General features: G+C 60.6%; 19 protein-coding genes. 10 read left to right on the top strand and 9 right to left on the bottom strand.

What is annotated here, in order from left to right; genetic code table 11:
- Positions 1 to 50: 50 nt before the first annotated feature.
- Positions 51 to 1,109 carry a LacI family DNA-binding transcriptional regulator gene (locus ASTEX_RS09675; protein WP_013479442.1) on the top strand — a complete coding sequence of 353 codons (1,059 nt, stop codon included), beginning with the start codon at positions 51 to 53 and terminating at the stop codon, positions 1,107 to 1,109.
- Between the two features lie 6 nt (positions 1,110 to 1,115).
- Here ASTEX_RS09675 and ASTEX_RS19325 read toward each other — a convergent pair whose 3' ends face one another.
- A complete protein-coding gene (locus ASTEX_RS19325; RefSeq protein WP_013479441.1) occupies positions 1,116 to 2,150 on the bottom strand; it encodes a DUF6624 domain-containing protein in 1,035 nt (344 codons plus the stop codon).
- A 620-nt stretch (positions 2,151 to 2,770) separates the two neighbouring features.
- Between ASTEX_RS19325 and ASTEX_RS09665 the strand changes: the two genes are divergently transcribed.
- Positions 2,771 to 5,362 carry a glycoside hydrolase family 3 protein gene (locus ASTEX_RS09665; protein ID WP_013479440.1) on the top strand — a complete coding sequence of 864 codons (2,592 nt, stop codon included), beginning with the start codon at positions 2,771 to 2,773 and terminating at the stop codon, positions 5,360 to 5,362.
- 38 nt (positions 5,363 to 5,400) lie between these two features.
- On the opposite strand, the gene ASTEX_RS09660 is transcribed toward ASTEX_RS09665, so the two are convergent.
- A complete protein-coding gene (locus ASTEX_RS09660) occupies positions 5,401 to 6,255 on the bottom strand; it encodes a ThuA domain-containing protein (RefSeq protein ID WP_013479439.1) in 855 nt (284 codons plus the stop codon).
- Between the two features lie 136 nt (positions 6,256 to 6,391).
- Between ASTEX_RS09660 and ASTEX_RS09655 the strand changes: the two genes are divergently transcribed.
- The gene (locus ASTEX_RS09655) at positions 6,392 to 7,981 is read left to right on the top strand and encodes a sodium/sugar symporter (RefSeq protein WP_013479438.1); all 1,590 of its coding nucleotides are present in this window, start codon (positions 6,392 to 6,394) and stop codon (positions 7,979 to 7,981) included.
- Positions 7,982 to 8,029: 48 nt separating this feature from the next.
- On the opposite strand, the gene ASTEX_RS09650 is transcribed toward ASTEX_RS09655, so the two are convergent.
- A complete protein-coding gene (locus ASTEX_RS09650; RefSeq protein ID WP_013479437.1) occupies positions 8,030 to 9,331 on the bottom strand; it encodes an IS4 family transposase in 1,302 nt (433 codons plus the stop codon).
- A gap of 183 nt (positions 9,332 to 9,514) precedes the next feature.
- On the opposite strand from ASTEX_RS09650, the gene ASTEX_RS09645 reads away from it, so the two are divergent.
- From ASTEX_RS09645 to ASTEX_RS09635, 3 genes are all read left to right on the top strand, one after another.
- A complete protein-coding gene (locus ASTEX_RS09645) occupies positions 9,515 to 11,380 on the top strand; it encodes a polysaccharide lyase family protein (RefSeq protein WP_168148088.1) in 1,866 nt (621 codons plus the stop codon).
- Positions 11,381 to 11,439: 59 nt separating this feature from the next.
- Positions 11,440 to 12,360 (top strand): 5'-methylthioadenosine/S-adenosylhomocysteine nucleosidase, encoded by a 921-nt coding sequence (locus tag ASTEX_RS09640; RefSeq protein WP_013479435.1) that lies wholly within the window; start codon positions 11,440 to 11,442, stop codon positions 12,358 to 12,360.
- Between the two features lie 70 nt (positions 12,361 to 12,430).
- Positions 12,431 to 13,750: an NCS2 family permease gene (locus tag ASTEX_RS09635; protein ID WP_013479434.1), complete on the top strand. Its 1,320-nt coding sequence runs from the start codon at positions 12,431 to 12,433 to the stop codon at positions 13,748 to 13,750.
- On the opposite strand, the gene ASTEX_RS09630 is transcribed toward ASTEX_RS09635, so the two are convergent.
- From ASTEX_RS09630 to ASTEX_RS09615, 4 genes are all read right to left on the bottom strand, one after another.
- Positions 13,728 to 13,985, bottom strand: coding sequence for a hypothetical protein (locus ASTEX_RS09630; RefSeq protein WP_013479433.1), 258 nt, complete (start codon positions 13,983 to 13,985; stop codon positions 13,728 to 13,730). The two genes, ASTEX_RS09635 and ASTEX_RS09630, sit on opposite strands and share 23 nt — an antisense overlap.
- 306 nt (positions 13,986 to 14,291) lie before the next feature.
- A complete protein-coding gene (locus ASTEX_RS09625) occupies positions 14,292 to 14,507 on the bottom strand; it encodes a hypothetical protein (RefSeq protein WP_013479432.1) in 216 nt (71 codons plus the stop codon).
- Complete coding sequence (gene feoB, locus ASTEX_RS09620; protein ID WP_013479431.1) at positions 14,504 to 16,336, bottom strand: ferrous iron transporter B; 1,833 nt, start codon at positions 16,334 to 16,336, stop codon at positions 14,504 to 14,506. Before feoB ends, ASTEX_RS09625 begins: the two co-directional genes overlap by 4 nt.
- Positions 16,337 to 16,351: 15 nt before the next feature.
- Positions 16,352 to 16,588 carry a FeoA family protein gene (locus ASTEX_RS09615; protein WP_013479430.1) on the bottom strand — a complete coding sequence of 79 codons (237 nt, stop codon included), beginning with the start codon at positions 16,586 to 16,588 and terminating at the stop codon, positions 16,352 to 16,354.
- A gap of 226 nt (positions 16,589 to 16,814) precedes the next feature.
- Between ASTEX_RS09615 and aroA the strand changes: the two genes are divergently transcribed.
- The 4 genes from aroA (at position 16,815) to ASTEX_RS09595 (ending at position 20,328) form a co-directional block, all read left to right on the top strand.
- Positions 16,815 to 18,083, top strand: coding sequence for a 3-phosphoshikimate 1-carboxyvinyltransferase (gene aroA, locus ASTEX_RS09610; RefSeq protein ID WP_013479429.1), 1,269 nt, complete (start codon positions 16,815 to 16,817; stop codon positions 18,081 to 18,083).
- Positions 18,084 to 18,219: 136 nt separating this feature from the next.
- Positions 18,220 to 18,963: a molybdate ABC transporter substrate-binding protein gene (modA, locus tag ASTEX_RS09605; protein WP_013479428.1), complete on the top strand. Its 744-nt coding sequence runs from the start codon at positions 18,220 to 18,222 to the stop codon at positions 18,961 to 18,963.
- A 4-nt stretch (positions 18,964 to 18,967) separates the two neighbouring features.
- On the top strand, positions 18,968 to 19,645 hold the full coding sequence (gene modB, locus ASTEX_RS09600) for a molybdate ABC transporter permease subunit (protein ID WP_013479427.1): 678 nt from the start codon (positions 18,968 to 18,970) through the stop codon (positions 19,643 to 19,645).
- On the top strand, positions 19,642 to 20,328 hold the full coding sequence (locus ASTEX_RS09595; RefSeq protein WP_013479426.1) for an ATP-binding cassette domain-containing protein: 687 nt from the start codon (positions 19,642 to 19,644) through the stop codon (positions 20,326 to 20,328). The genes modB and ASTEX_RS09595 overlap by 4 nt, the downstream gene beginning before the upstream one ends.
- A 31-nt stretch (positions 20,329 to 20,359) precedes the next feature.
- On the opposite strand, the gene ASTEX_RS09590 is transcribed toward ASTEX_RS09595, so the two are convergent.
- Together ASTEX_RS09590 and ASTEX_RS09585 are read right to left on the bottom strand one after the other, a co-directional pair.
- Positions 20,360 to 20,611, bottom strand: coding sequence for a hypothetical protein (locus tag ASTEX_RS09590; protein WP_013479425.1), 252 nt, complete (start codon positions 20,609 to 20,611; stop codon positions 20,360 to 20,362).
- 72 nt (positions 20,612 to 20,683) lie between these two features.
- Entirely contained in the window at positions 20,684 to 21,451 is a 768-nt protein-coding gene (locus tag ASTEX_RS09585; RefSeq protein WP_013479424.1) for an SDR family NAD(P)-dependent oxidoreductase, read from the bottom strand.
- Positions 21,452 to 21,453 lie beyond the last annotated feature (2 nt).

Below are 21,453 nucleotides of genomic sequence, written 5' to 3'. Positions count from 1 at the left end.
ATCCGGGGATTGGCCGCTCAGAATATTTGTCGCATCGCGGGGATGGGGGCATGAGAACGCCCAGGGACCGCGGTGTGCCGGGGGCCGGCGGCACCTCGACCATTAATGATGTGGCGCGACTGGCGGGTGTGTCGATCAAGACCGTCTCGCGCGTAATGAATAACGAGCCCAATGTGCGCCCCGAAACGCGCGACAAGGTTCAGGAAGCCGCCACGCTTCTTCATTATCGTCCGAACCTTCTGGCCCGTTCGCTTGCCGGGGCGCGCAGCTTCCTGATCGGCCTGTTCTACGACAACCCGAACGCGGCTTATATCACCGACATGCAGCGCGGCGTCATCACGCGGGCACGAGAGCAGGGCTACCACTTGCTGATCGAGCCGCAGGACAGCCACGCGCCAGATCTGGTGTCAAAGATTTCCAGCCTTCTGGCCACCATCCGCCTCGACGGGGTCATCCTGACGCCGCCCCTGTGCGATATGGCGGTGGTTCTGCACGCCATCGAAGCAGCGGGTGTCCCCTATGTGCGCGTGTCTCCCTTCCTCAATCCGGGCCGTTCGCCCTGCGTGCGTATGGATGAGACCCAAGCCGCCTATGAGATGACGCGCCACCTGATCGCGATGGGCCACAAGGATATCGGCTTTATCCGCGGCCACCCGGAACACGGCGGCAGCCATCAGCGTTATGAGGGCTTTGTGCGGGCTCTGCGCGAAAGCCAGATCGAGCCGCGCCCGGAATGGGTCAAACAGGGCTACTTCTCCTACGAATCGGGCGTTGAGGCTGGGCGTGCGCTGTTTGCTGAAAAAACGCGTCCGACGGCGGTGTTTTCGTCCAACGACTATATGGCGTTTGGTGTGATGGCCTCGGCCCAGCAGGTCGGTATCCGCATCCCGGAGGATGTTTCAATTACCGGCTTCGACGATGTGCCTGGCGCCATGCTGGTGTGGCCGCATGTCACCACTATCCGCCAGCCGGTTGAAGCACTGGCTTACGCCGCCGCCGATATCCTGCTGACGCGTCAGGAAGGCGAAGAGGGAGAATGCGCGCCGCAGGCCCCGGATCGCCTGCTGCCCTTTGCCCTGATCGAACGGCAATCGGTCCGTAAGGCGTAAGCCGGGTTATGTCTCAGAAGGAGGGACCATGGCCAGGGTGCAGAAGGTGAAAATCGCCTCATACTCAGCCTGAGGCATAAGTCCTACCGAAGCCCGGCGGGCATCGAGCTGATCTGGATTTTCAACCTCAAACGCCTTCCATTTTTTATCACCTATGCAGCGGCCTTGCGTGCCATAGCGCTGAGCCCTCTTTTCGGCGATGGCGACGCGGTCATAGAGGTAGGCATAGTTGCTGGGTAAGGTTTCCTTGAGTGGGATCAAAGGCTCCAGCAGGCTCAGAACCTGCTTCTGGAACGCGACATCGTGGTCAGCGTGTTGAACCAAAAGCCATGCATTTTTGTCCGCATTTGGGCCGTAAACCGATATGCGGAACCAGCCTGATTCTGCCAATTGCGCCTTCAGCCACGCCGTATTGTCGATATCCGCAGTACAGGTGTGCTCATACACTATCGCACTTAGATAAAGCTGCACAGGCTCGGCAGCGCCTTCAGCCCACAGGCGTTTTTTCGACGTGATCTGCATGGACAGGCGGTTGAACTGATCGCGCGCAACGCGTTGAGAAAGTGTGCGGCCTTTTTCCGTCTGCTCATGCTGACTGGCGGCTATCTGACCGGCCACGGAATCGAAATCGGCCTCTGTCTTTTCCTGCTTTTGCAGCAAGCTCCAGATGCGATCCCACGCGTTGAGACGTTTTGAAGCCTGATCGCGGTAGAGGATCCACGTCGTCTGATCCGAAGCCGATAGGGCCAGCAGCAGACCGGCCGAAACAGGTGCATTCCATTGGGGCAGGCGACAGCCAGAAATGACGTCTCCCACATGTAGGTTAGCTTCTTTGTGGGCGAGGGCGGTGAGGGCCGTAAGGACAGTTCTCGTCTGGTCGTCGCCAATCTCAGCCTTGAGGTTGTAATAGGTATCGAGGTCCTGTGGCGGCTGGGCGGCCAGGGCTAGGGCACGGTCTTCGGCCGTCTGGGCCATTGCGGGCACCGCCACGGCCAATGCCATCAAGCCGATGGCACAAAGTTTCAGAAAAGCCCGTTTCATCCTCATCCCCCGGACAAATCAAGGACCATTAAAAATGACTCTTGGTGCAACGTCTTCTCAACTTTTGCGCGCATCGTGAGGCGATTACAAGCAAAAAAAACCGGCAGACCGGATAAACCGGGCTGCCGGGTGTAAGGACATTGCCATCTGAATAATGCCAAATCCAGATGACGATTTAAAATTCTGCGGACGCGTGGCCGTGAAAAAGGGAAAGAAGCCGCGCTCAGCCAGAATTTTAAACTCAGATTTGAACGGTCGGAGGGACCGCTCAAAAAGGAGCACCAACGGGTCACGCAAAATTGCGACAATCTGACAGCGCTGTCAAGCGCGTTTTTGACGATGATGGCGATAAGGGTAGCGAAATTTCTGCGCAGGCGTGAAAAATCATCGCAAAACCTGCACTACGTCAATGATTTAAAGGTGTGGCTGATTTTGACATAGGAGGCGGGAAAATCGTTTTCACAGACGTCAGACGTGCCTTTGGCCCTGTCTCGCGGCTTGACGCTCTCTGATAGCGCTGTCATTAAGTGGGACGCTCAAAGCGACAGTTGCGCGCTTTCGGGCCCGATATACAAATAAGACCGGCAAACGAAACGCCGCGGGAAGAAGGAAGAGAAGACATGCGCAAATCCATGAAGGGCGCGCTGAAAGCCAGCGTGTCCGCAGGCCTTTTGCTGACGGCCCTGGCGACTTCGGGCTGCGTCACCATTATCGAAAGCAAGGGCAAGGCTGAGCCAACACCCTTGGCGGCTACGCCGGCCGAGGTGGCGAAGCCCGCCGCCGTTGAGGTTAACCCCGTATGGCCGACGACGAAGGATGCGGGCCTGATCGATGCTGATGTCGAAGCGAAGATCGACGCCCTCATGGCCGACATGACTTTGGAGGAAAAGGTCGGTCAGACCGTGCAGGCCGATATTTCGGCCATCAAGCCGGAAGACCTCAAAAAATACCCGCTGGGCTCGATTCTGGCTGGTGGCAACTCGGCCCCCGGCGGTAATGAGCGCGCGACGCCGCAACAATGGCTCGATCTGGCCGACGCCTACTGGCGCGCCTCGCTGGAATATCCGTCGAAGAGCAAGATTCCGCTGCTGTTCGGGATTGACGCCGTTCACGGCCATTCGAACCTCGTCGGCGCTATCATTTTCCCGCACAATGTCGGTCTGGGGGCCACGCGCAACCCGCAGCTGATGAAGGATATTGCCCGCGTCACCGCCTATGAAATGTCGCTGGCGGGCGTGGACTGGACCTTTGCCCCGACGGTCGCCGTGTCGCGGGACAAGCGCTGGGGCCGCGCCTATGAATCCTATTCAGAAAACCCCGCCGATGTCGCGGCCTATGCCGGTAAGGTCGTTGAAGGCCTGCAAGGTGATACGGGCGGTGATGAGGGCATAAAGCCCGGACACATCATGGCTTCGGCCAAGCACTTTTTGGGTGACGGTGGCACGCTGAACGGCAAGGATCAGGGCGATGCCCAGATCAGCGAAGAGGAACTGGCTAACATCCACAATGCCGGCTATCCGCCGTCGATTGAAGCCGGAGCCCTGTCGGTTATGGCCTCATTCTCGTCGTGGAACGGTGAGAAGCTGACTGGCAGCAAGTACCTGCTGACCGACGTGCTGAAACACCGCATGGGCTTTAACGGCTTCGTCGTCTCCGACTGGAACGCACAGGGTCAGGTGCCGGGCTGCACCACCACTTCGTGCCCGCAGGCCTTCAATGCCGGGATCGACATGTTCATGGCCCCGGATTCGTGGAAGGGCATTTATGAGAACACGCTGGCTCAGGTGAAGTCCGGCGAAATCTCCGAAGACCGCCTGAACGACGCCGTGCGCCGCATCCTGCGCGCCAAGATCAAGGGCGGCCTGTTTACGCTGGGCGCGCCCAAGGATCGCCCAATGGCCGGTCGCTGGGAGAATCTGGGCAAGGCCGAGAACCGCGCCGTGGCGCGTCAGGCCGTGCGTGAGTCTCTGGTCCTGCTGAAAAACAATGGCTCGCTGCTGCCAGTGAAGGGCGGCGCGAACGTGCTGGTCGCCGGTGACGGGGCCGACAATATCGGCAAGCAGTCGGGCGGCTGGACCATCACCTGGCAAGGCACGGGCAATGCCAATTCTGACTTCCCCAACGGTCAGTCAATTTTTGGCGGCATCAGCGACGCGGTCAAGGCGTCGGGCGGCAAGGCCACCTTGTCGGTAGATGGCACGTTCAAGGGCAAGAAGCCCGACGTCGCCATCGTGGTGATCGGCGAAGACCCCTATGCCGAATTCCAGGGCGACCGCCCGAACCTCGACTATCAGTCGGGTGAGCGCAAGGATCTGGCCCTCATCAAAAAGCTGAAGGCCGCGGGTATTCCGGTCGTCACCGTCTTCCTGTCGGGCCGTCCGATGTGGGTGAACCCGGAGATCAACGCTTCTGACTCTTTTGTGGCGGCCTTCCTGCCGGGCAGCGAAGGCGGCGGTGTGGCTGATGTGCTGATCGGCGACAAGGCGGGCAAGGCGCGCAACGACTTCAAGGGCAAGCTCAGCTTCTCGTGGCCGAAATTCGCCAATCAGCAGCCGCTGAACCTCAACACGCCGGGCTATGACCCGCTGTTTGCCTATGGCTACGGCTTGACCTATGCCGAAAAGGGCGACCTGCTGCCGCTGTCCGAAGACTCCGGTCTGAAGGACGTCGGTGTCGTTAATGTCGATACCTACTTCAATGCTGGTCGCGTGCGCGCGCCGTGGAAGTTCTACCTCGCCGACGCTGATGGCGCGGTGGCGGGCGATCACGGCACGATCAGGTCCCCGAAGGGCGTGGTCACTCAGGCCACGGTTGACGCCGGGGCTCAGGAAAACGGCCGCCTTCTGACCTTTACGGGGCAGGGCAAGGGCGAGGCCTATTTCGCCAGTGACGTGATCGACCTCAGCCGTCAATCGACGGGCGAACTGGCCATCTCCATCACCTATAAGCTCGATGCGGCCCCGACGGGTCCAGTGCTGCTGGCGCTGGGCCGTGACCGCTTCGTCTTCCAGGAAATGGATGTCGCAAGCCTCCTGAAAGCCGACGGTCAGTTCCATACGCTGAAGGTCAAGCTGAACTGCTTCGCCGCTATCGGTCAGAACATGGCCCAGATCGGCATGCCGTTTGCGCTGCGTTCAGAAAAGCCGCTGAAACTGACCTACACGGCGGTCAAGCTGGCTTCCAACGAAGGCGATGCTGTCTGCCCGAAATAGGCCGGGCCGACAGACGTAAAAGCCATACGCGGTGGGGCTCACTCCACCGCGTATGTTTTATCTACCTGCCCGTCAGGCCCGAGATGCCCGGTGGCCCAGGCCACACCGTGCGCCACCAGATCGAGATAGGCGTCTTCGCGCATATTGGCTTCGTTGTGGGCCAGCGTCGTTGAAAAGACGCGGACCTTTTGCGGTCCATAATGGTGCGTCCAGGCCACCGTGTAATGCAGGCTTCGTTCTTCTGGCGTCACGGCTTCGGGCTGAACACCGGTGATCAACGGTGTGACATCGAAGCGGGTGAGGTTGTTGTAAAGCTCGTCCTTTGTCGTCGTCCATCCCTTCAGGTCTTTGGTGATCGGATGGGCCTTATCGACGACACTCAGGGTAATGGGGGATTGCGGCCCGTGCCCGGATGACTGGATGCCCACATACTCGAACCAGCGGGCATTGGCGTCGCCTGCGCGGACCGGCGTCTGCCACGTCCCGGAGCGGTAGGAGTGCATGGCGCAGTGCAGGTTGACGCCCGGTATCCCTTTGCGGTGCGGCGCCAGAACCGCTTCCACTACCGACGGGTCGCTTTCGTCCGCGGCGCATTCATTGTGTACAATCACATCATAGCCGGCGCCATACTCCGGGTTGGTGAAGATCGGCAGTTTCGGGCGCGTGGCCTGTTCGCCGGGTTTAGGGTCGTAATAGAGGTGTGAGACCTCAACCTTCAGCCGCGCCTTGAGCCCGGTTTCCAGTATCTCACGCTGTTGCGGATAGTCATGGCAGCATCCGCCGCTGATGATCAGCACTCGTATTGGCCGGTCTGCCTTCGGTAGCTCGGAGCGGGCGGGCAGGGCGCTCAGGCTCAGGCCGCACAGGGCCACCGCAAAAGTAAGGCGCAGCATGGGAGTCTCCGTGTTGTGATCCATCAACGCACTCAGTCGTCTTGCTGACGATTGCACATTGCCAAATTCTAAATTTCGGTTAATTGTGTGACAATTGCTGCGCAACAGATGCCGCAAAAACACACAGGGGGCGTTCATGCTTTCAGGTTTCCTGCCCGCCACCAACATACTGGCGGACGTCGATCTCTATATCCTGCTGGCCTATATCGTCGGCATTTTTATTCTGGCGCAGGTAGTGTCGCGTCGCAAGTCCAGCGAGGCTTTGACCTCCAAGGGCTACTTCCTCGCCGGCAATCAGTTGCCGTGGTGGGCCATCGGCGCGTCACTTATCGCCGCCAACATCTCGGCCGAACAGATCATCGGCATGTCAGGGTCTGGTTTCCGCATCGGTCTGGCTATCGCCTCCTATGAGTGGATGGCGGCCATCACCCTGATCATCGTCGGGAAATACTTCCTGCCCGTTTTTATCAAGAACGGCGTCATGACCATGCCGGGCTTCCTTGAACAAAGGTTCGGCCCCAGTGTGAAGTACCTGATGGCCGTTTTCTGGCTGGTGCTCTACGTTTTTGTTAACCTGACCTCGATCCTATGGCTGGGGGCGACGGCGATTTCGGGCGTCACCGGCGTTGAGCCCATCTACGCCATCGTGGCCATCGGGATTTTCGCCCTTGCCTATCAGATCAATGGCGGGCTGAAGGCCGTGGCCTTGACCGACATCGTGCAAGTGGCCCTACTTATCCTTGGTGGTCTGATCATCGTCTATATTTCGTTCTCGAAAATCGGCGGTGACGCTGGTGTTATGGGCGGTCTGCACACCCTCTACACGCGCTTCCCTGAGCATTTCGACATGATCCTCTCGAAGGACTCTCCCTTCTATAAGGACCTGCCCGGTATCGCCGTTCTGGTCGGCGGCCTGTGGATCATGAACATCTCCTACTGGGGCTTCAATCAGTATATCATCCAGCGCGCGCTGGCGGCCAAGTCGCTTAATGAGGCCCAAAAGGGCATTGCCTTCGCCGCCTATCTCAAGCTGCTGATGCCAGTGATCGTGGTGTTTCCGGGCCTAGCCGCCCTTATCCTCGCGCCCAATATCGAAAAGGCCGACCACGCCTATCCGGCCATGATGCAGCTTCTGCCCAGCGGCCTTCTGGGTCTCGTCTTTGCGGCGCTGGTGGCAGCGATCATCGCCTCGTTGGCCTCGAAGATCAATTCGATCTCGACCATCTTCACGCTCGATGTGGTGGCTCCCCTGAAAAAGGACATTCCGGATCAGAAGCTGGTGACGATTGGCCGTATCGCTTCAGTGGTGTCGGTGATCGTGGCCATGGCGGTGGCGCAGCCGCTGCTGGGCAAGACCGATCAGGCCTTCCAGTTCATTCAGGAGTTCACCGGCTTTTTCACGCCAGGCATCGTGGTCATCTTCGCGTTGGGCATGTTCTGGAAGCGCTGTTCGACCGCCGGGGCCTTTGTCGCTGTGGCCGCCTCGGTCATCCTTTCGACCATCGCTAAATACGTGCTACCCGATGTGCCTTTCATGGACCGCGTTGGCTATGTCTTTCTGGCGTCTCTGGCCCTGTGCGTGTTGGTGTCGCTGATCGTGCCGAACAAGAAGCCGGTCTCGACCCTTACGCTGGAAGGGGTCAGCTTTAAGACCTCCACAGCGTTCAACATACTGGCGATCGGCGTGGTGATCGTGCTCGTCGCCCTCTATGGCTTGCTGTGGTAGGCCACAGAGAGAAACCTGGAAAAAGCGCCCTCTAAAGGGTAATGCGGTTCACTTAAGGGCGGATACAGTTCTCTGGTCGTATTTTCTGGGCAGAGTTTTGACGACACGGGGGCATGATCGCCCCCGTTTTGTTGAGAGCAACAAATCGCCGAGTCTGTTTCGCAGCCTGACGAGATGTGCTGGGATTTTTCCAGGCGCTTCGATCGCCATCCATCCCCACTCCTGACGCAGATAATGCAATGTGGCCGTAAAGCTGAGCTGAGTTGGCGGAACTTCGGCTTCGACGGCGATTTCGGCCATTTCCAATCGGACCAGATTGTAGGCCAGCAATGCCCCCCAGACCTCTTGGCAGACGGTTTCGGGGGTTCCGCTCCGCAGGGTAAGTTCACTGCCAAGAAGCTCCTGCTTGAGTTCGCGATAGCTGGTTTCGATACGCCAGCGTTCCTCGTACTGATGGACGATGTCCTTGGCCGGATAGGCCTTGGTATCCATCAGGGATGTCAGCAGGATGCGCTTTTTGCCATGTCGCGTGGTCGTCTCGATCGCCCTGGCCTCCCATGAGGCAGGTAATCCCGGTTCAGCCTGGCGGGCCTGCGGTGACACCTTCATACGCACCCGATAGTCACCCGGGGTTTGATCCAGGCGCTCCCACACGCAGTTTGCTTTGGCCGGGATCAACCAATGGCGCTGCGTGCCTTGGGTCTGCAACCGCAGCAAAAGACTAGCACTAAAGAACCCCTTGTCGAAGACCGTTAGGGAATGGTCCGGCACCTGGTCAACAAGGGACTTAGCGTAGAGCATCTCGTTTGTATCGTAGGCGCCAAACACCGCGTCGCGCACCAGGTGCGTGGCAAGGGCAGTCAACGTCAGCAGGCGTAACTGCGGATAACTGGCAACAACGCCCGACGTGTAGCTTTGAGCGCCAAAATGTGCACGGTTCTCCTCGCTGTCGGACGTCCGCAACGTGCTTCCATCCACGGCGTAACGCGTAAGTCCGCGCCAGGCTCGACCGTTTTGATGCCGCTCGTCCCAGCAGGCGGCACATATGGCAAAGAGCTGTGCCAAAGGGGCCTGACCCAGGCGTTGCCGGGCCTGGGTCAGGGCACTCTTGGCAATATCGGGATTCACCTCGTCGGGCAAAGCAAGGCTAAGATGGGCAGCCACATCCGCAATCGACTGATGGCGATAAAGAGCGAGCGCTATCACCAGCCACACCACTTGCTCCGCAGGAAGTTTACGGCGACGTACACTCGCCTTGCCTGTCGCCGCTAAGGCCTGCGAGATCCAATCCACATCGACCGAGCGGGAAAGAGCCGTTAAATCAACATGATGTCCAATGCGAGCGCGCATAAAAGTAAAGCCAGAATGATGAACGAATCACCATCCTGGCTCATATATTTTACGGAATGATTCTTAAGTGAACCGTATTACCCTCTAAAGGGCGCTTTTTTTGTTTTCCACCAAGGCGATGCAACGGAATCTGAGCGTTCGTGACGTTTGATGATCGATAAACACACGCTCAGGGAAGATACCGTGAAATCGAAGGCTCTCAAAACCGTCCTGCCGGTGCTTCTTCTGCTGGGCGCCTTGCCCGCGGCGGCTGAGGTGATGGCGATCCGCGCCGACGGGCGGCTGTCGCTCAATAATGGTCTGATCGAAGCGGTGATCGACGCCAATGGCGACGTGGTGTCGTTCAGGGACCTGCGAGGCACCCCGACCGATCTGATCCAGAGCGGGCAGAAACTCTACTGGGACGCCAATGCCGAGGCACTGGGCACGACGGCTACGCCGCCACCTAAGAAGGGCTATTACCGCCCTTCACCCGCCGATACGTCTGTCGAGCTGGTCACGGCGACGGCGACACTGGCTGATGTGAAGATCAGCAGCGGCCCGACCGAACATTTTCCGTTCAGGGCCGAGCGCCACTATGTGATGAAGGACGGCCTGCCAGGACTCTATGCCTATGTCGTCTTCCGCCACCCAGCCGATCTTCCCGCCGCGCGTTTGTGGCAGACGCGCTTTGTCTTTCGCACCTCGCCGCAGGTGTTCAATGCCTGGAGCATCGCGCGCGACAAGCTAATCCGCATTCCGCGCGCCGAGGTGACGCAGAAGTTGATGGACGCCACCTTCCGGCTGGCCGACGGGACGGTGAAGACCAAGTATCTCAACTCGGTCTATTGGGGCGATGTCCCGGCCTATGGCACCTTGTCCGTCGAACCGGGTAAGTCGCGCGGCATCTGGATGATCGAGCCGTCGCCGGAATATCACAATGGAGGCCCGATCAAGCAGGGGCAGACCGTGCATGACGATGTGCTTTTGCGCGTGCTGCAATCCTCGCATTTCGGCGCAAAGTCGGTGGACGTGCAGGCCGGGGAGGCGTGGTCCAAGGTCTATGGCCCCTTCCTAATCTATGCCAATCAGGCGACAACGCCGGGCCGCCTTTGGTTCGATATCGACCGGCAATTGGCGGCCGAAAAAGCGCAGTGGCCCTATGATTTCGTCAGTGTGCCCGAATACGCCCGAACGCGCGGCACGCTGAGCGGGGAAGTGCGCCTGAACGGGGCGGCGGCGGGCAAGAGCCGGGTTGTCCTGTCTGACCCTGGTGGGGCCTGGTCCGACAGCGGCAAGGGCTATAATTACTGGGGTGAGGTGTATGCCGACGGGCAGTTTCGCATCGAAGGCATTGCGCCCGGCACCTATGCGCTGAGCGTCACCGGGGCGGATCAGCCCCGCGACCTGAGCGGTCGCACCGTGACCATCCGCGCCGGTGAGCAGGACACAGGCACGATCTTCTGGGAGAAGGAATCGCACGGCAAGACCCTGTGGCAGTTGGGGACGTTTGATCGTCAGGCGGCGGAGTTCCGCAATGGCGACGAAGCGCGCGGTTATCAGATGTTTAGCCTCTATCCGCAGCAATTTCCCAACGATGTCGATTTCACCATCGGGCGCAGCCTCGCCGCGCGCGACTGGAACTATGCGCACTGGTCCTGGTATATGAGAAATCCGGCCTGGCATCTGCGCTTCAATGCAACGCCGCAAGCCGGGGAGGGGAAGTTGACGATCGGCATCGCCTCGGCGCAACCGGCAAAGGGTAAACTTACCGATGTCCGTGTGGCCCTTAACGGTCAGGAGATCGGGGCCATCCGCCTGCCTAAGACCGGCACAGCCGGCTATCGCGGTGGCGTGCAGGATCAGAATTACAACCTCGTGACCTTCACCTTCGATGCGTCTCTGCTGAAAGCCGAGAATGACCTGACCTTGCGCCATGCTGATGGGCAGGTGTTTGATCCGGCTCTGATCAAGGCCGCCGACAGCGCCGCTGCTGATGACGATCAGGCCCCCGGCACAGCCGCACCGGGTCAGGTGATGTACGATGCCATTAAACTGGATGTGCCGTAATTTCGATTGCACCTCTCGTCGTCGCGCGTTAGCTTTTCGCATTTGCGAAGAGGTGACGTATGCGGTTCTGGGGCCTCTGTCTGGCGATGGTGATGAGCGTAATGATGACGATGACGGCGCAGGCGGCGACCTACCTGGATAAAACCCCGCGCATCGGCGTTATCTCGGCTTTTGAGCCGGAGTGGCAGGCCCTGATCGGACGGTTGAAAGACGCCCAAAGCTACAGTCTCAATGGCATGAAATTCGTCACCGGCACGCTGGAGGACAAGCCGGTGGTGCTGACCATGTCGAGCATGTCTATGGTCAATGCGGCGATGAATACGCAACTTCTTATTGACCGCTTCCACGTCGAACGCATCGTCTTTTCGGGCATAGCCGGGGGCATCGACCCGTCCCTGAAGATCGGCGATGTGGTGGCGCCGGCGCGCTGGGCGCAGTCGCTGGAAACCATCATGGGACGCCAGACCGCGAAAGGCTTTGTCAAGCCGGACTGGCTGACCTGGGCCCCCGACGGCATGGAAGCCTATGGCATGATCATCCCCAATTCGGTGGTGGTAGGCAGCGCCAAGCACGCACCGTCGCCAAAGGTATGGTTCGAAGCTGATCCGGCCATGCTGGCGGTTGCCGCTAAACTTGAACAGACCGAACTCACCCACTGCACCGCGGACGGCCGCTGCCTCGATCACAGGCCGCAATTACATGTGGGTGGGGACGCGGTTTCGTCGCCGGCCTTTGTCGACAATGCCGATTACCGCGACTATCTGCACCGCGCGTTTAATGCCCGCGTGGCTGATATGGAAAGCGCGGCCGTGGGGCAGGTGGCCTTTGCCAATGACGTGCCGTTCATTGTCTTCCGCAGCCTGTCCGATCTGGCGGGCGGCGACGAACACGCCAACCAGATGGCGACCTTCATGGCGCTCGCTTCGGAAAATTCAGCCACAGTCGTGTGCCGGTTTATCCGCGCCTTGCCGCCAAAATAAGGGCCGTAAGGCGCTTGCGTGTTCACACCTCCGCTGAAATCAGGGGAGGAACTTAAGGAGTGGGGACGATATGGGCATTCTCGACAAATATTTTGGCCTGAGCGCGCAGGGCACCACGGTGCGGACGGAGGTCATGGCCGGTTTCACCACCTTCCTGACCATGGCCTATATCGTCCTGGTCAATCCGGCCATCCTCTCGCAGACGGGGATGCCGCTGGCGGCGGTGGCGGCGGCGACCTGCGCGTCGGCGGCCTTTGCCTCTATCCTCATGGGGCTAGTGGCCAATTATCCGCTGGCCATGGCGCCGGGCATGGGGCTCAACGCCTATTTCACCTTCACCGTGGTCAAGGGGATGGGGCTGGCGTGGCAGACGGCGCTGGGCTGCGTCTTCCTGTCAGGCGTGTGTTTCCTGTTGCTGACGCTCGGCGGGGTGCGGCAGATGATCGTCAACGCCATCCCTAAGCCGTTGTTTGCCGCCGTAGCGGGCGGCATAGGCCTGTTTATCGCCTTTATCGGCCTGAAAGAGGCGGGCATTATCGTCGCTAACCCGGCCACCACCGTGGCCCTGGGTGACCTCAAGACGCCCGCCCCGGCACTGGCGCTACTGGGGCTGCTGATCATCGCGGTGCTGAGCGCCTGGCGCATCAAGGGGGCGGTGCTGATAGGCATACTGGCAACCACCGCAGCGGCGTGGGGCTTGGGGCAGGTGACCTATCAGCCGACGCCCTATGACCTCAAGGCGCTGACCGCTACGGCCTTTGCACTGGATATTCCGGCGGCCCTCGATATCGGCAAGACGGGCTTCGGCATCCTCGAAATCATTTTTGTGTTTCTGTTTGTCGATCTGTTCGACAATGTCGGCACGCTGGTCGGCGTCTCCAAGCGCGCCGGGCTGATGCAGCCGGACGGCACCATTCCGCGCCTCAATAAGATCCTGTTCACGGATTCGATTGCCTCGATGGCCGGGGCGGTGATGGGCACCTCGACCGTCACCAGCTATATCGAAAGCGCGGCGGGTGTGGCCGAAGGCGGTCGCACGGGTCTGACGGCGGTGGTGACGGGTTTGCTCTTCCTTGTGGCGCTGTTCTTTGCGCCGTACGCGCAGTTCATCCCAGCAGCGGCCACGGCACCGGCCCTGATCATAGTCGGCGCGCTGATGATGGCCCCGCTGAAGGAGATCGACTGGGACGACGCCGGTGTGTCTGTTCCGGCTTTCCTTATTCTGATTGGGATTCCGCTTACCTTTTCTATCGCCAACGGCCTGGCCTTCGGCATCACGGCCTATGCGGTGATCAAGCTGCTACGCGGTCAGGCGCGGCCCGGCGACTGGCTGCTGCTTGTGCTGGCCGGGCTGTTTGTGGCGCGCTTTATCTGGTTGTCTGCGGGTTAGGTTCGTCGGTACCCGTCTTATCCAAGCGATTGGCGTCATAGGCGGCATCCGGACCCTTTGCGGTTGGGCTGTCGCGGTTGGTAGCGGTTAAGGCGATGACAAAGCCGATCAGGACGATCACAACGGCGACAATGCCCCACGGCAGGCTACGGCGAGGCAGATTGCCGGGACCTTCAGGGCCGTTGCGGGTTAGCGCATCGCCGCGCGCGTGCAACGGGTCTTCAGAATGGGTCATGACAGGGCTCCTGTATAAAGGCTGTCAGCATGCGCCCTGCGACGGAAAACCACAGTGCCGATTGTCTGCTCATTTGTAAGAATGCGCTATCGACCATCTGTGCTGCGTTGCATTCACAAACCCCATTGCGTTTGTAACTTTTGTTGAAGAGGCTTTCTGGATAAGGCCTTGCGTTTTGCTGCATCGCAAACTAAATTGAAGATGTTCAGCGCGCTGCGCTGATTGCCCTTCCTGGGCGTTTCCTCCCTGTAAACTTTAAGCCGCGCCGCAATGCGCGGCTTTTTTTTGCCCAAAATCCGGGAGTGTTTAGCTTTTAGGGGGTAAATCGAATCTCAGCGTCTTGCAGCCATTGCACGATGCGCAGCCGGAGTCGCACCCGGTGACCGGTTTGCTAGCAGTCTTTCGCCCCAGACGGCGGGCCACGGCCTCAGCGGTTTTTGGGAACAGGCGGCGCGCCATCATGGCGGCCGCCACGGCCACAATGGCCGCAACGATCAGGGTCTGGATCAGGTCGTAGCTCATCCCGTCACCATCCGCGTTACGCTGTAGGTCAGGAACGAGGCCAGATAGGCCAGAGCGAACAGGTAGCCCGTCGTCAGGCCGACGAACTTCCACGAATTGGTTTCGCGGCGGATAACGGCAAGCGTCGAAAGGCACTGCGGCGCGAATATGTACCAGGCCAGCAGCGAGAAGCCGGTGGCCAGCGACCATTGCGCCGTGACGGTGGCCTGCAACTGATTGGCCACGGCGTCTTCGGAGCCGGAAATGGCATAGACCGTCCCCAGCGCCGAAACGGCCACTTCGCGGGCGGCCATGCCGGGGATGAGGGCAATACAGATTTCCCACGTAAAGCCGATGGGGCGGAAGATGGGCTCGATGGCGTGGCCGATCATGCCAGCGAAGGAATAGTCAATCGCCGGCTGCGTGGCATTGGCGGGAGCGCGCGGGAAGGTGGCCAGCACCCACAACAGCGTATTGGCAGCGAAAATGACGCCGGTGATCCGGCGCATGAAAATGCCGGCGCGCTCCCACAGGCCCAGCGCCAGATTGCGCGGATTGGGCAGGCGATAGGAGGGGAGTTCCATCAGCAGCATGGCGGGGCTCTTGTCCGTGCGCAGCAATTTCATCACCCAGGCGACGATCAGGGCCGAAAGGATACCGGCGATATATAGCCCGAACAACACAAGGCCCTGAAAGCTTAGGACACCCCACACCTGACGCTCAGGTATGAAGGCGGCGATCAACAGAGTGTAGACCGGCAGTCGCGCCGAGCAGGTCATCAGCGGCGCGATCATGATGGTGGTCAGGCGGTCGCGGATATCGTGGATCGAGCGCGTGGCCATCACGCCCGGAATGGCGCAGGCAAACGACGACAGCAGCGGGATAAAGGCCCGCCCGGTCAGGCCGGCCCGTGCCATCAGTGTATCGAGTAGGAAGGCGGCGCGCGGCAGGTAGCCCGACTCTTCGAGCACCAGAATAAAGAAGAACAGGATCAGGATCTGCGGCAGGAAGACCAGCACCGAGCCCACCCCACTGATCATGGCGTCGGCGATGAAGCTCTGCAGCAGGCCTTCGGGCATTTGGGCGCGCACCATTTCAGCGGCCCAGCCGAACAGGCCCTCAATCCCGTCCATCAGCGGCGTTGCCCAGGCAAACACAGCCTGAAACACCACGAACATCAAAAGGGCAAGGATGGGCAGGCCAAACACCGGATTAAGCAGGACGCCATCCAGTTGGTCGTCGATCTTGGCCGTAAAGCTCGGCATGGTGACGGCGGCGTTGAGGATGTCGCGTACCTCAAGGTGCACGTCGCGCTCTGTCGTAGCGATCTTTGGAGGTTTGATCGACTGCGTGTCGATATGTTCGATCAGGTGTTTGGCACCGCCCCCGGCAATGGCCACGGTCTGGATGACCGGTATGCCCAGCAGGGCCTGAAGCGTGTTCTGATCAATTTGGATGCCGCGTTTGTGCGCCGCGTCCATCATGTTGAGCGCCAGCACCATGGGGCGGCCCAGCTTGCGGATTTCCAGCACAAAGCGCAGGTTGAGGCGCAGATTGGTAGCATCCACCACGCATACGATCACATCAGGCGCGCCGACCTCGGCCACCTTGCCCATACAGACGTCGCGGGTGATGATTTCGTCAGGGCCCAGCGCATCGAGGCTGTAGGCGCCGGGCAGGTCCAGCACCTTGATCGTGCGGCCAGAGGGCGCGGTGAAACTGCCTTCCTTGCGTTCGACCGTCACACCGGCGAAGTTGGCGACCTTCTGGCGCGCGCCGGTGAGCTGGTTGAACAGGGCAGTCTTGCCGCAATTGGGGTTCCCAACAAGCGCGATCAACAGTCCGGACATCTCAGAACGCGCTCCTTACGCTGTACGCACCTGAACCCGGTCGGCTTCGGCGCGGCGCAGCGCGAAACGGGTAAAGCCAATCTGGATCAGCAGGGGTTCGGCCCCGAACGGGCCTTTGGCCACGACCTTCACCGGCTCATCGGCGACAAAACCCAGTTCGCGCAGCCGACGGCCGACGCGGTCATCGGCACCGAGATCGGCGACATCGACCACGATGGCGGCGCTATGCAGAGGCAGATCGCTCAGTTTCATATCGGGAACGCGGGTCAGACTTGCAAGTGAGAATGATTATAAAGTGGCTCTTACGCAATTGAAAACGTTCTGACAACGGTTTTGTCCGCAAGGGTGATCTCAGGGGACAAGCAAACGGTTTCAGATGCAATAAAAACAAGCGACTGCGCGGACTGCGGCAGATGGCTGCACCCTTTACGAACGCCCTCTCAGTGTTTAGGAAGCGCCTGTATCACGGAGCCCCTTCATGAATATCGACGCCTTCCCTCAGCTTGAAATCGTGCCGGTCACCGGGCCGATCACCGGCGCTGTGGTGGTGCCGGGGTCTAAATCCCTCACGAACCGCGCCTTTCTGGTGGCGGCGCTGGCCAAAGGGGAAAGCACGCTATCGGGGGTGCTGACCAGCGACGATACGGTGCATATGGCCACGGCGCTGAAACAGATGGGGGTAGAGATCGAAACCCTTGATGCCACAACCGTGACCTTGCGCTCTTCGGGCAAGCTGAAGGCCCCCGCCGAGCCGCTGTTTCTCGGCAATGCGGGCACGGCGACGCGCTTTCTGACGGCAGCGGTGGCGCTGGCCGACGGAGCTGTGGTGATCGACGGCGACGCACACATGCGCAAACGGCCTATCCAGCCGCTGGTTGAGGCCCTGACGCGGCTGGGGGTCAAGGTGTCGGCCCCAACCGGGTGCCCGCCGGTGACGGTAAAGGCGCGCGGTGGCTTTTCCGGAGACGTCGTAGACATCGACGCGGGTTTGTCGAGCCAGTACGTGTCGGCGCTTCTGATGTTGGCGGCCTGCGGCGAGACGGCGGTTGAAGTGAGGCTGCGTGGCGATCACGGCATCGGCGGGCGCGGCTATATCGATTTGACTCTGGGCGTTATGCAGGCCTTTGGCGCGAAGGTGTCGCAGCCGTCGGACGGCGTGTGGCGCGTGGAACGAACCGGCTATGTGGCGGCAGACTACCCCATCGAACCGGACGCCTCCTCCTGCACCTATCTGTGGGCAGCCGAGGTGCTAACGGGCGGTAAGATCGACTTTCAGATGGACACAGCGGCCCTGACCCAGCCCGACGCCAAGGCGCGTGACATCATCATGAGTTGGCCGAACATGCCGGCGATTATTGACGGCTCGCAGATACAGGACGCTGTGCCAACGCTGGCTGTGCTGGCGGCATTTAACCAGACGCCTGTGCGTTTTGTTGGTATCGCTAATCTGCGCGTTAAGGAATGCGACCGGGTGAGCGCTGTGTGCGACGGGCTGAACGCCTTACGCGCCGGTCTGGCTCACGAAGAGGGGGACGACCTGATCGTCCACGCCGATCCGGCGCTGAGCGGGGCGACGACGAAGGCCGTGATCGACACGCACAATGACCACCGCATCGCCATGTGCTTTTCGCTGGCCGGGCTGATGATGTCGGGCGTAGTAATCGACAATCCGAAATGCGTGTCTAAGACCTTCCCGACCTATTGGGATGTGTTGGAAAGCCTCGGTGTGGGGTTGAAGCACCCGTAGGGGTTAGCCCCTAAAAAACACGAAAAGTCGCGAACGATGCGCGTGTGGGAGCGCCTATGCCCGCAGGGCTATTTTCCGTTTGTGACTTTTCGTATTTTTCGTGGCTAAATTTTTCTCCCCATGCCAGCATGACATCATGCAAACCCTTCGTCGTCTTCTGCTGATCGCCCTTGCGCTGTTTGTCGTGCCGGCACTGGCGCAGGCCGAAGAGGTGCGGGTCGCGGTCGCCGCCAACTTCACCGACACAGCCAGACTGATCGCTGGCGCCTTTGAGAAGAAGACCGGCCACACCGTCACCCAAAGCTTCGGGGCTTCGGGTCAGTTTTACGCGCAAATAAAGAACGGCGCGCCCTTCGATGTCTTCCTCAGCGCCGATGCCGAACGCCCTGTGCGCCTTGAGGCCGAGGGCTTGACCGTCAAAGGCACCCGCTTTGTCTATGCCTATGGCAAGCTGGTCTTGTGGAGCGCCGATAAACGGGTGGACGCGAAGGGTGCGGTCCTCAGCAACGGCACGTTTGAAAAGCTGGCTATTGCCGATCCGGCCGCCGCACCCTACGGCGTGGCGGCGGTTGAGACCCTGACCCGGCTTGGCCTCTATGACCGTCTGAAAGCCAGGATCGTCAAGGGCGGCAATATTGCCCAGACCTATACTTTTGTCGCCACGGGGGCGGCGGAACTGGGCTTTGTCGCCCTGTCGCAGGTGCAGGGGAAGGGGGGATCGACGTGGCGGGTGCCGGCCAACCTCTATACCCCCATTGATCAGCAGGCCGTGCTGGTGGGCGTCGGCGCGAGCAACCCCGCCGCGAGAGCCTATATGGCCTTTCTGCGCTCGCCGGAGGCCGTGAAGATCATCCGTTCGCACGGCTACGAGGTCCGCTGAACCCATGTGGGAGGCCGTCCGCGTCACCTTGTTGCTGGCCGCCGTGACCACGCCGTTGCTGTTGCTTCTGGCGACGCCGCTGGCGTGGTGGCTGGCCAAAGGGACGGGATGGTTCCGCGACACGGTGGCCGCCGTGGTGGCATTGCCCATCGTCCTACCGCCGACGGTGCTGGGCTTTTACCTGCTGATCGCGCTGGGGCCACACAGTCCACTGATGGCGGTGTTACAGCCCGTCGGTGTCCGGACACTGGCGTTCACCTTTACCGGCCTTGTCATCGGGTCGCTTGTCTATTCGCTGCCCTTTGCGGTGCAGCCCATCCGCAATGCGTTTGAGGCCATGGGGCCGCGTCCGCTGGAGGTCGCCGCTACCTTGCGCGCCTCACCCTGGGATGCCTTCTGGTCGGTGGCCTTGCCCCAGGCGCGACGCGGCTATGTGACGGCGGGGCTTCTGGTCTTTGCGCACACCATCGGCGAATTCGGGGTGGTGCTGATGATCGGCGGGGCTATTCCGGGGCAAACCGAGGTCGTCTCCATCCGCATCTTTCAGGCGGTCGAACAGCTTAACTTTGCCGAAGCGCACCTGATCTCCGGCGGACTGCTGGCCTTCTCGTTCGTGGCCCTGATGATCATGCTGGTCATCGACCGGCGCTTCGGCGCGCGCTCGGCGGGGGTCAGACCATGATTCAGGTCGATCTCAGCGGAACGGTGGGTGATCTGTCGCTGTCTGTGCGCTTTGAGGCCGGGGCAGGGCTTACAGCGCTGATGGGGCCGTCTGGGTCGGGTAAGACGACGCTGCTGCGCGCCATGGCCGGGCTGGAGCGCCTGAGTGGGCGCGTGAAGGTGGGCGACGCCGTGTGGCAGGACGCGGATCGCTTTGTGCCGGTGCACAAACGCGCCGTCGGCTATGTGTTTCAGGAGCCGTCGCTGTTCAGCCACCTGTCGGTCGAGGGCAATCTCGATTTTGCCCTTAAGCGCAGTCCGAAAGCCGTCGATAAACCCGGGATTGTCGATCTGTTACGCATCGGCGCGCTGCTGCCGCGTCAGGTCGAACGGCTGTCGGGCGGCGAGCGTCAGCGCGTGGCCATGGCGCGGGCCCTGCTGTCCGGGCCGGAGCTGTTGCTGATGGATGAGCCGCTGTCTAGCCTAGATCAGGCGGCGCGGGCTGAGATCGTGCCGCTGATCCGCGACGTGGCCGAGCGTGTTCCGGTCTTTTATGTCAGCCACGACCCGCTGGAGGTGGCGCGCCTGACAGGGCATGTCATCTATATCCAGAATGGACACCTGACCAAGCGCCCGGCGGTAACGCTTGAGGGCCTGTCTCAATCGGAAATCGAAGCTCTGGCGCTTAAGTCTTTGGGTTCATAATCTACACCTCCCTGCCAGCAGAGAGACGGCATTACATCCCCGTCGAGATGGCGGCGGTGGCATCGGGCACTTTTTGCAGTTCCGAGGCTGTGACCTTGCCGACCGGAAACCGTTCGTCGTCCCACACCACGTGCACCATGTCGGAGCCGCTTTTGCGGGCTTCGCCGGGTGGGACGATCAGGTCGTCATCGGTGGGGTCATGGCTAACCGTGCCGAGGCCCTTTTCGGCGTGTTCGACGCGCGCGCCGTCCTCAAAGCTGTGCGGGGGAAAGTCGTCGGTCATGGGCAGGCTCCTTACCAGAGAAGGCGCCCATGATCGAAAAACCAGCATAAGGAGGCAATGGTGTATGACGGCCTAAGGCATATACTGCCCGCCATTGATGTGCACGATCTGACCGGTGACGTAGCCGCTTAAGCGATCGGAGGCCAGATAGAGCACCGTCCCCACACAATCCTCCGGCGTGCCGATGCGCCCCAATTGCGTGGCGTTCTTCATTGCCTCCATACGCTCGGCCGGCGTTGCCGCGTGGAAGGGGGTGCCGATAACGCCGGGCGCGATCGCGTTGACGCGGATGCCGCGTTTGGCGAGATCGCGTGCCATGTGCCGCGTCAGATTGTGCACATAGGCCTTGGCGCAGGCATAGTGGCCTGACCCTGGCCCGCCGCCATCATTGCCGGCGATCGAGCCGACATTGATAATAGCGCCGCCGCCCTGCTGTTCGATCAGCGGCACCGCGGCCTGAGAGGCATTGATTACCGCGCGCACATTGAGGTTCATTACCGTGTCATAGAGCGCGTCGTCGATTTCCATGAACGGGCGGCGGCCGCACAGGCTGCCGGCATTGTTGACGAGGATGTCGAGCTTGCCCAGTTTCTGCGCGGCATCTTCGACCATACCTTTGGCCGTTTTCGGGTCGGTCAGATCGGCCTGCACAATCACCGCTGTGCCGCCCGCCGCGGTGATGGCGTCGGCCACGGCCTGCGCCCCTTCGGCATTCGAGGCGTAATGGATGGCCACCGCTGCGCCGCATTCGGCAAAGCCCATGGCGACGGCAGCGCCTATGCCAGACGATGCGCCGGTGATGAGTACGGATTTGCCTTTGAGGTCATTGAGCATGGTCATAT

The organism is Asticcacaulis excentricus CB 48, from assembly GCF_000175215.2.
In the GTDB taxonomy this organism is placed as follows: Bacteria; Pseudomonadota; Alphaproteobacteria; order Caulobacterales; family Caulobacteraceae; genus Asticcacaulis; species Asticcacaulis excentricus.
Note: the sequence above shows the minus strand (reverse complement) of the source record. Positions and strands in the feature narration are given on the sequence as shown.

Coding starts and splice junctions, on each gene's coding strand:
- ASTEX_RS09675 (WP_013479442.1), top strand. CDS start 51: ATGAGAACGCCCAGGGACCGCGGTGTGCCGGGGGCCGGCGGCACCTCG.
- ASTEX_RS19325 (WP_013479441.1), bottom strand. CDS start 2,150: ATGAAACGGGCTTTTCTGAAACTTTGTGCCATCGGCTTGATGGCATTG.
- ASTEX_RS09665 (WP_013479440.1), top strand. CDS start 2,771: ATGCGCAAATCCATGAAGGGCGCGCTGAAAGCCAGCGTGTCCGCAGGC.
- ASTEX_RS09660 (WP_013479439.1), bottom strand. CDS start 6,255: ATGCTGCGCCTTACTTTTGCGGTGGCCCTGTGCGGCCTGAGCCTGAGC.
- ASTEX_RS09655 (WP_013479438.1), top strand. CDS start 6,392: ATGCTTTCAGGTTTCCTGCCCGCCACCAACATACTGGCGGACGTCGAT.
- ASTEX_RS09650 (WP_013479437.1), bottom strand. CDS start 9,331: ATGCGCGCTCGCATTGGACATCATGTTGATTTAACGGCTCTTTCCCGC.
- ASTEX_RS09640 (WP_013479435.1), top strand. CDS start 11,440: ATGCGGTTCTGGGGCCTCTGTCTGGCGATGGTGATGAGCGTAATGATG.
- ASTEX_RS09635 (WP_013479434.1), top strand. CDS start 12,431: ATGGGCATTCTCGACAAATATTTTGGCCTGAGCGCGCAGGGCACCACG.
- ASTEX_RS09630 (WP_013479433.1), bottom strand. CDS start 13,985: ATGACCCATTCTGAAGACCCGTTGCACGCGCGCGGCGATGCGCTAACC.
- ASTEX_RS09625 (WP_013479432.1), bottom strand. CDS start 14,507: ATGAGCTACGACCTGATCCAGACCCTGATCGTTGCGGCCATTGTGGCC.
- feoB (WP_013479431.1), bottom strand. CDS start 16,336: ATGTCCGGACTGTTGATCGCGCTTGTTGGGAACCCCAATTGCGGCAAG.
- ASTEX_RS09615 (WP_013479430.1), bottom strand. CDS start 16,588: ATGAAACTGAGCGATCTGCCTCTGCATAGCGCCGCCATCGTGGTCGAT.
- aroA (WP_013479429.1), top strand. CDS start 16,815: ATGAATATCGACGCCTTCCCTCAGCTTGAAATCGTGCCGGTCACCGGG.
- modA (WP_013479428.1), top strand. CDS start 18,220: ATGCAAACCCTTCGTCGTCTTCTGCTGATCGCCCTTGCGCTGTTTGTC.
- modB (WP_013479427.1), top strand. CDS start 18,968: ATGTGGGAGGCCGTCCGCGTCACCTTGTTGCTGGCCGCCGTGACCACG.
- ASTEX_RS09595 (WP_013479426.1), top strand. CDS start 19,642: ATGATTCAGGTCGATCTCAGCGGAACGGTGGGTGATCTGTCGCTGTCT.
- ASTEX_RS09590 (WP_013479425.1), bottom strand. CDS start 20,611: ATGACCGACGACTTTCCCCCGCACAGCTTTGAGGACGGCGCGCGCGTC.
- ASTEX_RS09585 (WP_013479424.1), bottom strand. CDS start 21,451: ATGACCATGCTCAATGACCTCAAAGGCAAATCCGTACTCATCACCGGC.